This window comes from Croceivirga thetidis (genome assembly GCF_012272815.1).
In the GTDB taxonomy this organism is placed as follows: Bacteria; Bacteroidota; Bacteroidia; order Flavobacteriales; family Flavobacteriaceae; genus Croceivirga; species Croceivirga thetidis.
The window spans coordinates 940,926-952,883 of the sequence record NZ_JAAWWL010000002.1 but is presented as its reverse complement, the minus strand read 5'-3'; the positions used below and the strand labels follow the sequence as shown (position 1 = coordinate 952,883).

General features: G+C 39.8%; 12 protein-coding genes. 3 read left to right on the top strand and 9 right to left on the bottom strand.

Going from position 1 to position 11,958, the window contains the following annotated elements; translation table 11 throughout:
- Positions 1–12: 12 nt before the first annotated feature.
- From HCU67_RS11985 to HCU67_RS11945, 9 genes are all read right to left on the bottom strand, one after another.
- Positions 13–249, bottom strand: coding sequence for a hypothetical protein (locus HCU67_RS11985; protein WP_168552850.1), 237 nt, complete (start codon positions 247–249; stop codon positions 13–15).
- A 427-nt stretch (positions 250–676) separates the two neighbouring features.
- Positions 677–1,027, bottom strand: coding sequence for a DUF6515 family protein (locus tag HCU67_RS11980; RefSeq protein ID WP_168552849.1), 351 nt, complete (start codon positions 1,025–1,027; stop codon positions 677–679).
- A 109-nt stretch (positions 1,028–1,136) separates the two neighbouring features.
- On the bottom strand, positions 1,137–1,583 hold the full coding sequence (locus HCU67_RS11975) for a hypothetical protein (protein WP_168552848.1): 447 nt from the start codon (positions 1,581–1,583) through the stop codon (positions 1,137–1,139).
- The gene (locus HCU67_RS11970) at positions 1,567–2,094 is read right to left on the bottom strand and encodes a hypothetical protein (RefSeq protein WP_168552847.1); all 528 of its coding nucleotides are present in this window, start codon (positions 2,092–2,094) and stop codon (positions 1,567–1,569) included. The genes HCU67_RS11975 and HCU67_RS11970 overlap by 17 nt, the downstream gene beginning before the upstream one ends.
- Positions 2,095–2,174: 80 nt before the next feature.
- Entirely contained in the window at positions 2,175–2,717 is a 543-nt protein-coding gene (locus HCU67_RS11965; RefSeq protein ID WP_168552846.1) for an RNA polymerase sigma factor, read from the bottom strand.
- 184 nt (positions 2,718–2,901) lie between these two features.
- A complete protein-coding gene (locus tag HCU67_RS11960; protein WP_168552845.1) occupies positions 2,902–4,734 on the bottom strand; it encodes an ABC transporter ATP-binding protein in 1,833 nt (610 codons plus the stop codon).
- On the bottom strand, positions 4,734–6,443 hold the full coding sequence (locus HCU67_RS11955; protein ID WP_168553506.1) for a phospho-sugar mutase: 1,710 nt from the start codon (positions 6,441–6,443) through the stop codon (positions 4,734–4,736). Before HCU67_RS11955 ends, HCU67_RS11960 begins: the two co-directional genes overlap by 1 nt.
- A gap of 54 nt (positions 6,444–6,497) precedes the next feature.
- Positions 6,498–7,439, bottom strand: coding sequence for a glycosyltransferase family 2 protein (locus HCU67_RS11950; protein WP_168552844.1), 942 nt, complete (start codon positions 7,437–7,439; stop codon positions 6,498–6,500).
- Positions 7,440–7,481: 42 nt separating this feature from the next.
- Positions 7,482–8,000 (bottom strand): DUF4199 domain-containing protein, encoded by a 519-nt coding sequence (locus HCU67_RS11945; RefSeq protein ID WP_210423697.1) that lies wholly within the window; start codon positions 7,998–8,000, stop codon positions 7,482–7,484.
- A 153-nt stretch (positions 8,001–8,153) separates the two neighbouring features.
- Between HCU67_RS11945 and HCU67_RS11940 the strand changes: the two genes are divergently transcribed.
- The 3 genes from HCU67_RS11940 to HCU67_RS16780 all read left to right on the top strand — a co-directional run bounded on the left by HCU67_RS11940 (position 8,154) and on the right by HCU67_RS16780 (position 11,873).
- The gene (locus HCU67_RS11940) at positions 8,154–8,414 is read left to right on the top strand and encodes a type B 50S ribosomal protein L31 (RefSeq protein ID WP_168552843.1); all 261 of its coding nucleotides are present in this window, start codon (positions 8,154–8,156) and stop codon (positions 8,412–8,414) included.
- A gap of 162 nt (positions 8,415–8,576) precedes the next feature.
- Positions 8,577–9,740 (top strand): GlmU family protein, encoded by a 1,164-nt coding sequence (locus HCU67_RS11935; RefSeq protein WP_168552842.1) that lies wholly within the window; start codon positions 8,577–8,579, stop codon positions 9,738–9,740.
- Positions 9,741–9,986: 246 nt separating this feature from the next.
- The gene (locus HCU67_RS16780) at positions 9,987–11,873 is read left to right on the top strand and encodes an ATP-binding protein (protein ID WP_168552841.1); all 1,887 of its coding nucleotides are present in this window, start codon (positions 9,987–9,989) and stop codon (positions 11,871–11,873) included.
- The last annotated feature ends 85 nt before the right edge of the window (positions 11,874–11,958 follow it).

The following is an 11,958-nucleotide window of genomic DNA, read 5'->3' as shown; positions in this document are numbered from 1 at the left end:
TTGGTTTGGGGATTAGGCCATTTTAGCTTTGTTAGCTTTAGTCTTGAAAGACAATGCTTTCTTTACTCTTGCATTTTTGTACATGTACAATCTAGCAACTTCAGTTTCTTTAACATCAGACTTCTTGATATCGATGTTCAATTCAACACCGTAAGAAATTGTGCTTACCTTAACTTCTTTAGCAGGAGTGTTGGCCATTGCTGAAGTGCTGATCAAGATTCCGAAGATTAAGGTTAAGATTGCTTTCATGACTTGGGTTTTTCTTACAATGTAAAATTACCTCCAAGTCAAGCCTAGCAAGGATTTTGGTCGTTTACCGAGTCAAAAAACTCGCTAAAAAACATTTAATCGGTTAAAGTGTTTTTTATCATCGACGAACGTTTTTAGGCTGAATTGCACTACACCGAAAGCATGTGCATTTTATCGGTTTCTAAGACCTTTGCAATCTTTTTTGATGAATAGAGCGCATTTTGATTTCGCTTTAAAATTCTTTCTTTTCAAAAATTTTCAGTCCTCAAAACCAAAAGGTTTCTGCGGCATTTAAATTTTCCTCGGGCGTCGAATTTTTTTACCAAATCAATTTTGCAAACGTCTTATAAAAAAGGAGCGGTTACACTTCGACTTCGCTCAGTGACCAACCGCTCCTTTTCTTGTAAATGCATCAATCCAAATCAATCTAGACGTTTACGACTACATAGTTCCTTCCAGATTTTTTATACCAGATACCTTTATACTTGTATAGTTTTCTTCCATTTACCACAACGACTTTATTTCCCCTGGGCAGATTTCGAACCTTTACACCAACAGGAGCACCAACGACTACATATTTTCTACCTCTAGCTTTGTACCATATCCCATCAGCGAAATAGAAATTGGTTTTGTTATGTACAACAACTCTTGGTTTTTTAACCGTGGTAACTACGGTTCCGTGTCTTGGATAAACCTTGACAACAGTTCGTTGAGCGTTCGTAGCCAATAATCCGCCCATTAGGGCAACAGTCAAAAGGATAAGTTTCAAATTTTTCATAATGATTAATTTTTGGGTTTCTATTCTTTTGACTCTTGCTTTGGAACAAGGTTTAATTAAAAAAGAGGCCATTCAGCCTCTTTTTTATGTTTTTTGTCGATTTATACGCTTATCGATTCCCGCGTCGTTGTCGGTACTGTTTTAAGAGTTGTTTCTTAAATCCTTCTTCAGCTCTCAAAAGCAGGATGATCTTTTTATCGGAAATAACATTCTTCAATTCTGAAATAAACCGTTTGTCCTCCTTTTGTTTTTGTTCTTGTATGCTGAGGTATTGTGAAAGCATAGTTGAAGCCTCACCTTCCGATACATCCGATAAGGTAGCAAGCCTTCCTGCAAATTTTTGGCGTTCGTTTTGGCGTATGGCATTCATGGCATCTTCATGTTCATTGTAAATGGGCCAAAATTGCTGGGCTTCCTTACTGGTCAGGGCCAATTGTTCAGTGATGTAGGCAACCTTCAATGTTTTTATGCGGTCTCGGGCAGGACCTTGGGCAACCAAAGTTGTTCCCCAAAACACTAATGCTGCAAAGACTACTATTTTATTCAAACGCATCATAATCCAAATTTAAATCTTCTATTTCCTCTACATTTTCGTCCAAATATTCTAAAATGCTATCATCTTCAATATTGGAATCGGTCATATCTGCAAGGGTCAGTTCCTCCACATTAACATATTCGGCCAATTCATAGGAGGTCAAGCCCAATTCGTTCGACTCAAAATAGGCATCGATTTCAGTACTGGCCAAATCGTCAAAACTAATTTCGTTTTCAGAAGGACTGAACAATAGGATTCCCAAAAAAAATAGTGCAGCAATTGAGGCGGCGGCATAATAGACCTGCTTCGGAAACAGTTGAATGACCTTATTTTTTTTCTGGGTAGTATTTTGAAGAATCGTTGTTTCTACATCATCAAAATACCCTTGCGGAACCCCAAAACCATCGGTTTTTGGAAGAAAGTCGGTGTTGACCTCTTCTTCCTCTTCCTTGATTCTGGCCATTAGCCGCTCATTAAAAGACTCGAAGTAGCCTTCTGGCGTATTGAATTGAGTTTTGTGGTTCTTCTTCATGTCACTAATATGACTTCAATAGTTGTGAAAGGTTTAATCGTTTTTACACCTCCCTCAATCCCTCCATATGAGGAGGGGATTCAAGATTCTTTTAAATAGGCTTCTAATTTCTTTACTGCAAGATGGTAAGAAGCTTTTAAACCGCCTACCGAGGTTTCCAAAACTTCTGAGATTTCCTCATACTTCATCTCTTGAAAATACTTCATATTAAACACCAATCGTTGTTTTTCAGGAAGGGTGGCCAAAGCTTGCTGCAATTTCAATTGAATCGCATCCCCCTCAAAATAAACATCGGATTCTAAATTCTCAACCAAGGATTCTTGGTACTCCTCATTACTTACCCCTAACTTTTTAGACTTTTGCTTTAAAAAGGTTAAGGACTCGTTCGTTGCGATTCTGTACATCCATGAATACAACTTACTATCTCCCTTGAACCCGTCAATGTTACGATACACCTTAATAAAGGTATTTTGTAGCACATCGTCGGCATCATCATGGTTCATCACAATCCTTCTGATATGCCAATACAAACGCTCTTTGTAGGTATTTACCAATACTTCAAAGGCTTTTGCTTGGGTTTCCTTGTTCTTAAGGTCTGAAACTAAAGTTTCTTCGGCAATCAAAAGGGTCGTTTTGTTCTTTGACTATAAAAGTAGCGAAAGGTTTAATTTTCTAGGTTCTAGATGTTGAATGCTCCTGGTTAAACGCTAAAAGTTTGATGCAAATGGTAGAATTGAATCCGCTGAAAAAGAGATTTGCACAAACCTAACCTTTGAAATTTGGAATTTGTTTTTTGAAATTTTAGCCTTAGGCCAGTGTCTGGAGTTCGACCAATTTCTTGTACCCTTTTTTAGACTGCATCAATTCTTCATGGGTACCTTGTTCCACGATTTCACCTTGTTTCATAAGTACAATCGAATCGGCATTTTGGATGGTTGATAGACGGTGTGCAATAACTATGGAGGTTCGATTCTGCATCATCTTTTCCAAGGCATCTTGCACCAAACGTTCACTTTCAGTATCCAAGGCCGAAGTTGCCTCGTCCAAGATCATAATAGGAGGGTTTTTCAAAACTGCACGTGCTATGGAAAGTCGTTGTTTTTGACCACCACTCAATTTATTTCCGCCATCGCCGATATTCGTTTCGTAGCCATTGGGCAATTCCATGATAAAGTCATGGGCATTGGCAATCTTGGCTGCTTCCATAATTTCTTCATCGGTCGCATTGTCCTTGCTTAGTGCAATGTTGTTTTTGACAGAGTCGTTGAACAAGATGGAATCTTGGGTTACAAGTCCCATCATTCCTCGGAGTGATTTTTTACTGATATCCTTGATGTCAATACCGTCAATGGTAATTTGACCCTCGTTGACATCGTAAAATCGGGTAATCAGATTGGCTATGGTACTCTTACCACTACCGGATTGGCCGACCAAGGCTACTGTATGACCTTTATTGACCTTAAGATGAAAGTCCTTTATCACCCAATCGTCCTCATATTTAAACGAGATGTTCTCGAATGCTATGGCATCTTCGATTGTGTCCAATTGTTTTGCGTCGGGTTTGTCAACTATTGGGTTTTTCAATTCCAAAATCTCAAAAATCCGTTCTGCAGCCGCGTTCCCTTTTTTAATATTGTAGTTGACGGTCGTAATTGCTTTTACTGGATTGATGATGGTGTAGAAGAGTCCGATATACCCCATAAAATCTTGGGGTTTAAGGGTACTGCCTTCGGCAAAGACCAGACTACCTCCATACCATAATACCGTGATGACTACTGCAACGCCCAAAAATTCACTGAAAGGCGATGCTAAACCTTTACGGTGCAGCACGGCCGTCATAATATTCTTGAATCGCAAAGTGGAATCGGTAAACTTCTGTGCAAGCTTCGCTTCGGCATTAAATCCTTTAATCACTTTTAATCCAGATAAGGTTTCCTCTAAAAATGAGAGAAAGGTGCCCGTTTCTTTTTGGGCTTCAGCCGATTGGGCCTTAAGTCGTTTGCCAACAGCGGAAATCAAAAATCCCGCAATGGGCAAAAACAAAAAGACAAATAAGGTCAATTGTGCACTGATGAGCAACATGGAGACCAATACGATGACAATGGTAATGGGTTCGCGAACCAAGGCTTCAAGTGAATTAATAATGGAACCTTCGACTTCCTTTACATCAGAGGTCATTCGGGCCAACAAATCGCCCTTACGTTTTTCTGAGAAAAACGAAATGGGTAAATCCACAGTTTTATGGTAGAGCTCGTCTTGAATGTCCTTGACCATACCCGTACGCATAAAGGCCAGAAAATACATGGCTGCATAACGAAACAGGTTTTTCAAGAAGAAAATAACGATACTCGCTATACAAATAAAGGCCAATGCGGCCATTGGGCCGTCGGCGCTCACTTTTTCGGTCAAAAAGTAATTCAATGAATCCTCCCCATAGGTCTTAAGGTTAGAGAAACCCTCGTATACCGGTTTGGTATAGACCTCCTCCTGCTTATCAAAGAGGATGCCCAATGTGGGAATAAAGATGATAATCGAAAGCACATTAAAAAAGGCATACAAAACATTTGAAATGATGTTGAGTATGCCATAAAGCTTGTACGGTTTGGCAAACCGTAAGATTTTGCCAAGTATGTTGTTCATTAACCTAAATTCAATTCAGCTAGAATTCCGTCTAACTTGGAATCCAGCTGCGAATTTACGCTTTTAAAATCTGAAGCATTTGCTAAAGTTGTGTTAGTACTGATGTAAAATTTCACCTTAGGCTCTGTACCTGAAGGTCTTGCAGCGATTCTCGTGCCGTCTTCGGTTTCGTAGATCAATACGTTTGACTTCGGAATATCAATGGGTTTTTCTTCGCCAGTCTGCACATTTTTAACCGTTGAGGTATTGTAATCTTCTATGTACAAGAGTCTTGAGCCCTGCACTGATTCAACAGGATTTTCTTTGAAATCTTTCAACATTTGCTTGATTTCCTCGGCACCGGTCATTCCTTTCTTGGTCAATGAAATCAGTTTCTCCTTATAGAACCCGAACTGGGTGTAGCAATCGATAAGGTCTTTGTAAAACGAGCTCCCATTTGCCTTGGCTTGCGAGGCTATTTCACAGGCGAGTAGGGTGGAGGTCACCGCATCTTTGTCGCGCACGAAATCGCCCACCATATACCCAAAACTTTCTTCACCACCACCAATAAATTCTGATTGCGGGAAGTCTTTTATCATCTTGCCAATCCACTTGAAGCCTGTAAGGGCAGTCTTGAATTCTACACCATAGGCATTTGCCATTTGTTCCATCATCGGAGTGGAAACAATTGTGGTAGCGATAAACTCATTACCTGCGAAACCTTTGGCCTTATACTGGTCCAATAAGAATTTGGTCATCAAGACCATGGTCTGGTTACCGTTCAGCAATTCCATTTCACCGTCAAGATTGCGCACCGCAATACCGAGGCGGTCACTATCAGGGTCAGTGCCCACGACCATATCGGCCCCAATTTCTTCGGCTTTGGCAATAGCCATGGCCAAGGCTTCCGGTTCTTCTGGATTGGGTGATTTCACTGTCGGGAAGTTACCGTCAGGCGTGGCCTGCTCTTCAATAACGGTAACATTGTTATATCCAGCCCTTTTCAGTACTTCGGGTATCGCTGTAATTGAGGTACCGTGAATCGAGGTAAATACGATATGGAAATCATCTTTGCCAGCGGCATTGAAATTCCCCACCTTAACTGATTCTTCAAAAAAGGCCTCGTCAACTTCCTTGTCTATGGACTCGATTAAGCTCTCATTAGCTTCAAAATTGATGTCTGTAAAGTCAAGCGCATTGATTTCGGCAATGATTTCTCCATCCTGAGGTGGTACAATTTGACCACCATCCGTCCAATACACTTTATACCCATTGTATTCCGGGGGGTTGTGCGAAGCAGTCAATACGATACCTGCATGGCATTTTAAGTGGCGTACCGCAAAAGACAGTTCAGGCGTGGTACGTAGCTCAGAGAATCGGTACACATGAATTCCGTTGGCGGAAAGTACTTCGGCAACCACCTGTGATAAGGTGTCACTGTTATGACGGCAATCGTAGGCAATGACCACTTTAAGGTCTTCACCGGGATAGCTCTTTTTGAGGTAATTGCTCAGGCCTTGGGTATTCTTGCCCAAGGTGTATTTGTTGATTCGGTTGGTGCCTACGCCCATTACACCGCGCATACCGCCGGTACCGAATTCTAAATCTTTGTAGAACGAGTCCGTTAATTCGTCTTCGTTGGTATCAATTAGGTTTTGGATTTGTGCTTTGATATCGGCATCGAAAAAATCGGTAAGCCATTTTTGTGCAGAAGCTACAATTGGATTCATGTTTTTGGTGGTGTTTTCAGCAAGCATATATGTAAGTTTTTACTTACTAAAATGCTAAATCTGGTCTATTATTGTATATCTCGCGTCGTTTTTACGGTTTCTGATGAGGATTTCACCTAGAAATCCTGCCAAAAATAGCTGTGTTCCAATTATCATCGCTGTTAAGCTTATGTAAAATTGGGGTCGACTGGTGATTAACCTACCAGTCTTGTTGATGAACAGCTTGTCCACTCCTAAATATAAGGCAAAAGCAAAACCTATAAAAAACATAACTACGCCTAAAGCCCCAAAAAGGTGCATGGGTGCTTTCCCGAATTTTGAAATGAACCAAATGGTCGCCAGGTCTAAGAAACCAACGATAAAGCGGCTCATACCAAATTTGGTCTTTCCGTATTTACGGGCTTGGTGCTTAACGACCTTTTCACCGATTTTATCGTAGCCCGCATTCTTGGCCAATACTGGAATGTAACGGTGCATATCGCCAGAAACATCAATGGCCTTGACCACATCGTTTCGGTAGGCTTTTAGGCCACAGTTAAAATCGTGAAGCTTCAATCCAGAGGTGCGCCTTGCCGCCCAATTGAACAATTTCGAAGGCAGGTTTTTGGCGAGAACGGAGTCGTAGCGTTTCTTTTTCCAGCCCGAAATAATATCAAATCCTTCTTTGGTCACCAACTGGTAGAGTTCGGGAATTTCTTCAGGATTGTCTTGTAGGTCGGCATCCATGGTAATGATGACGTCACCCTGGGCTGCATGAAAACCGGCGTTGAGGGCCTGCGATTTTCCAAAATTCTTTAGAAAACGAATACCCTTGACGTTGGTATCTGTTTTGGATAGGCTTTGGATGATGTCCCACGAGGCATCCGTACTGCCATCATCCACAAAAATGATTTCATATGAAAAACGGTTGGACTGCATGACTTCTGCAATCCAACCGTGTAATTCGTTGAGCGATTCAGCTTCGTTAAGTAAAGGAATAACTAGCGATAATTGCATTTCTTGTCGGTCGAAATTCCTTCAAAAGTAAACTTTTAAAGCTTATTCTGGTCTGTCTTTTCTTAGGATAAGTCCAAAAACCAATCCCGCAACCAAACCTAGTATAGCATTAAATATTAATCCGATAGGGTAGGCCATCCACATGAACTTCTTCTGCATGGCTACACCTTGGTCCCATTGCTCATCGGTCATTTGCGGATTATTCTCCATGGCCTTTTCCTTGGCGATATCCATCGCTTTGTCCATATAACCGGGCTCAATGATGTCGTTTGATAGTAAAAAGTACCACACCAAACCGATTACAGCAGCGATAAGCGCTACACCGGTACCTAGTTTAAGGGCATCACCCAATTTTAAAAAGCCCTCATTGTCTTTTTTGTACTGATTTACACAAAATGCAACAACTGCAAATAAAATCGAGATATTGATGACAGTGGTTACTGCGCTTTGCTCATAGTGCAATCCTTGAAAGAAAAGCATTAGGCCAAAAACCAATCCAATGATTCCGGCTATCAGGCCAAACTTTATTGAGTACTTACTTAATTTTGGTTTGTTTTCCATGATGATAAATTTTTAAGTTGATTACCGTGGGTTAGTTGCCGAAGTTAAACTTTTGTTACACATGCGACCATAGTTTTATTATTTTAATCGGGAAAGCTTGTTCTGGAAGAAAAAATAACTAAATTTGCAGTCCGAAAAATTGATGTAACGAAAATGAAAGCAGGAATTCACCCAGAAGAGTACAGATTGGTCGCTTTTAAAGACATGTCAAATGACGATGTGTTCATCACCAAATCTACTGCAGAGGCTAAAGAAACCATTACGGTTGACGGTACAGAATATCCATTGATTAAATTGGAGATTTCTAGAACCTCACATCCATTTTATACTGGTAAAACCAAACTTATTGATACTGCAGGTCGTATCGATAAGTTCAAGAACAAATACAAGAAATTCAAGAAAGAAGAGAAGTAAACCACTCTTTAAAGAATATATAGTAAGCGCCTTCGTTTTTTAACGGAGGCGTTTTTTTGTCCCCTCACCTTAATCCTCTCCCAGGGGAGAGGACTTGTTTACGATTAATCCTGAACATTTTGCAAATAAAGCAAAAGCGTAATTTTGAAAAAATACCAATCAATGAACTACATACTAGCCGACCAGAACCGAGATAGTTTATTGCCATTTACCTTTACCCGACCAGTGGCCAATATTCGTGTGGGTATTTTGACCATAGCCGAAAAATGGGAAAAATGGTTAACTGCCGAGGTGAGTTATTTAACGGAGGACTATCTATCGAAAAAATTCCCTATAAAGGTAGCGGCGGCAAATGTGGTCATTAATCCCTCTTTTTTGCCCAATCAAGAAATGGTGGCAGCCATTAATGCTTTGAAGGAAAATCAGCAGTTGGTCGCTGATGGAAAAGAAATTGCCCGCCATACGGCCGAGGTTCATACAGGCGGTGGATTCGAAACCGTTGAATTTTCAGGTGATGTACTCACCATTGAACACCCGTGGGACATTTTCGCCAAAAATGGGGAAGCCCTGCAAGCCGATTTTGAACTCTTGACCAAGGGGCGTACAAGTCAGCCCATACCCGATACCAATACGGTCATCAGCCCTGAAAATATATTTTTGGAAGAAGGGGCCAAAGTCTCCTGTTCCATACTCAATGCCTCTACTGGGCCAATCTATGTGGGCAAGGATGCCGAAATTATGGAAGGCTGTATCGTGCGTGGCCCTTTGGCCATGTGTAACAACTCCGTATTAAAAATGGGCGCCAAGATTTATGGGGCTTCGACTTTTGGACCCCATTGCAAAGTGGGTGGAGAGGTCAGCAATGCTGTGCTGTTCGCCTACTCAAATAAGGGGCACGAAGGCTTTTTGGGCAACTCGGTCTTAGGGGAGTGGTGCAACCTAGGGGCGGACACCAATACCTCGAACCTCAAAAACAATTACGCTCCTGTAAAACTATGGAATTACCAAACCCAGGGTTTTGCGCAAACAGGACTACAATTTTGTGGACTTATGATGGGCGACCATAGCAAGGCGGGTATCAATACCATGTTCAATACGGGTACGGTTGTTGGGGTCTGTGCCAATGTTTTTGGTAGTGGTTTCCCACGCAATTTTATACCCAGCTATTCTTGGGGTGGAGCCTCAGGGTTTACGACTTATCGCACCAATAAGGCCTTTGAAGCGGCCCAGGTAATGATGGCCAGACGTAAAGTGGAGTTTGATGCAGTGGAAAAAGAACTCTTGGAAACCGTTTTTGAGCTGACCCAACAATGGCGGAATTATTAATGTCGAACTTTTCTAAAGCTATCTAACCAATAATTTTGTGTTCTTAGAGGGGGTGTAATCAAATGTTGTTCTTCTTTATCTTTATAATAAGGTTTTATAATTTTTTATAAAAGAAATCCATTGTTGATTAAATTTTCAGTTTTTAATCTAATTATTTCCCTGGGTTGCCAGATTTTTTTCGTGGGCCTATTGGCTCAAAACCCCTCTAAAAGAAATATTCCTTTTGAAGAATTAAACCCACAATTTGTGGACTCTCTTTACATTCAATTCCGTAACCAGTATAGAAAATTTCCTGATAGTGCACTTGTGCTAGGAAATAAAATGTTAACCATAAGTTCTCAAATTGATTATAAAATCGGAATAGCTAAGGCAAAAGAGTCCATTGCTAGAGCTTCTATGTTCAAGAAGAGCGACAGTCTTAGTTTTGAATTGGCGAACGAAGCATTTGAATATTCGAAACAAGTTGGGGCAGACACAATTTTACTGGAAACCATAAATGTTTTGGGTTTTGGCAATTATAGAATAAAGCGAATTGATAAAGTTTATGAATACAACTCGTTAGGGCGTAAATATGCCAAAGCATTCAAAAATTGGGACAAACTTTATGTTTTTACTGCCAATGCGGCCTCTTTAATGGTTGATTTAGACGAATTCGAAAAAGCCATAGAGTTTTTTGAAGAATGTATTCAATTACTTAATCGCAACCCAGATGATTATAAATATGCTGAGGTGTTTATCGAAATTTCCGAGGCTTATTATAAAAAAGGCATACTTGACCAATCGGAAAAATACCTAAGCGCAGCGACAACCCATCTTACAAGAATTGAAAACAAGGCATTAAACATTAAAAAAGATATTCTTCAAGCTAGTTTACTAATTGCCGGGGAAGAATTCATCGGGTCAAGAAAATTGCTGCAAAAGACAGCAAAAATTCTTGAAGGGTCGAGCAACAATATAGATAGAATCAACTTAAATCTGGCCTTGGCTAACCTTGAATTCAATACCGATAATTTTGAAGAGGCTAAAAAATATGCCGACGATGCATTGATCTTTTCCCGTAAAACAAACTACTTTGATGGGCAACAGTCATCACTCAGACTATTATCAGAAATCAATAATAGAATTGGCCAACATGAGCTATCAAATGTTTTGATTAAAGAATTTATTGAACTCAAAGATTCTATAAATTTTAGTGAGAACGAGAACAAACTAAGAATAGCCTTGATTGAAAACGATTTTCAAAATGAACAAGAGTTACTTTCTTTGAAAATTGAAAAATCCAAAGACAACCAACGTTCTATTATCATTATTTCAACTTTGATTATTTTATTTCTAACGTCTGGTATTTATTTGATAAAAAAGAATGCCAATGCACTAAAGATTTTAAACAAAAAGATTGCAGACCGCCAATTGGAATTGGAAGAAAAAACAATAAAACTTGACGCTGCCAATAAAACAAAAGACAGATTGTTTTCTATCATGGGTCATGATTTTAAAGGGCCGGTTGGTAATATTCAGACCTTATTTAATCAATATATAGCTGAAGGTATTTCAAAGGAGCAATTTCAAGAAGTTTTGCCTAGTGTAAAAACGAAAATTGACCATATACTTTTTGCCTTGAACAATCTACTTTCTTGGGGCTCTGCTGAAATGGATGGGGCTGTTTTAAATAAAGTTTCCGTGAACCTTTTTGAAAAGGTTACAAATGCGATAGCATTTTTAGACTATATGGCTACTGCGAAGCAAATTAGGGTTAGATGTGAAATCGCCAAAGACATCAAGGTTTATGCCGATGAATATCATGTAGAGATTATTTTGAGAAATTTACTGAGTAACGCCATAAAATTTTCTTCCTCTGGTAGCTCGGTTAATATAAATTCCGAAGAGCTCGATGAGAGAGTAGAGACCTGTATTCAAGATTCAGGACATGGTATCCCAAGGTCTATTCAGAATAAGGTTTTTCAAGAGAATGGCTATATCTCTACTTTAGGAACAAATAAAGAGAAGGGAACAGGTTTGGGGCTTAAAATTTGTAAAGATTTGGTGACACAAAACAACGGTGAAATATGGATAGAAAGCACCTCTATGGCCGGAACCAAAATAATTTTTTCTTTGCCAAAATTTAAAACATAAATCACCAAGAAATAGATTTAGCTCCATTTAGAATTAACCCTGTAGCGCTTTTTAAATATAAGGGTTTAGTGATTGGTCTCGTATA

Bases quoted from the DNA above. Each gene is read 5' to 3' on its own strand.
- HCU67_RS11970 (WP_168552847.1), bottom strand. From the start codon at position 2,094: ATGAAGAAGAACCACAAAACTCAATTCAATACGCCAGAAGGCTACTTC.
- HCU67_RS11960 (WP_168552845.1), bottom strand. From the start codon at position 4,734: ATGAACAACATACTTGGCAAAATCTTACGGTTTGCCAAACCGTACAAG.
- HCU67_RS11955 (WP_168553506.1), bottom strand. From the start codon at position 6,443: ATGAATCCAATTGTAGCTTCTGCACAAAAATGGCTTACCGATTTTTTC.
- HCU67_RS11935 (WP_168552842.1), top strand. From the start codon at position 8,577: ATGAACTACATACTAGCCGACCAGAACCGAGATAGTTTATTGCCATTT.
- HCU67_RS11975 (WP_168552848.1), bottom strand. From the start codon at position 1,583: ATGATGCGTTTGAATAAAATAGTAGTCTTTGCAGCATTAGTGTTTTGG.
- HCU67_RS11980 (WP_168552849.1), bottom strand. From the start codon at position 1,027: ATGAAAAATTTGAAACTTATCCTTTTGACTGTTGCCCTAATGGGCGGA.
- HCU67_RS11940 (WP_168552843.1), top strand. From the start codon at position 8,154: ATGAAAGCAGGAATTCACCCAGAAGAGTACAGATTGGTCGCTTTTAAA.
- HCU67_RS11945 (WP_210423697.1), bottom strand. From the start codon at position 8,000: ATGGAAAACAAACCAAAATTAAGTAAGTACTCAATAAAGTTTGGCCTG.
- HCU67_RS11985 (WP_168552850.1), bottom strand. From the start codon at position 249: ATGAAAGCAATCTTAACCTTAATCTTCGGAATCTTGATCAGCACTTCA.
- HCU67_RS11950 (WP_168552844.1), bottom strand. From the start codon at position 7,439: ATGCAATTATCGCTAGTTATTCCTTTACTTAACGAAGCTGAATCGCTC.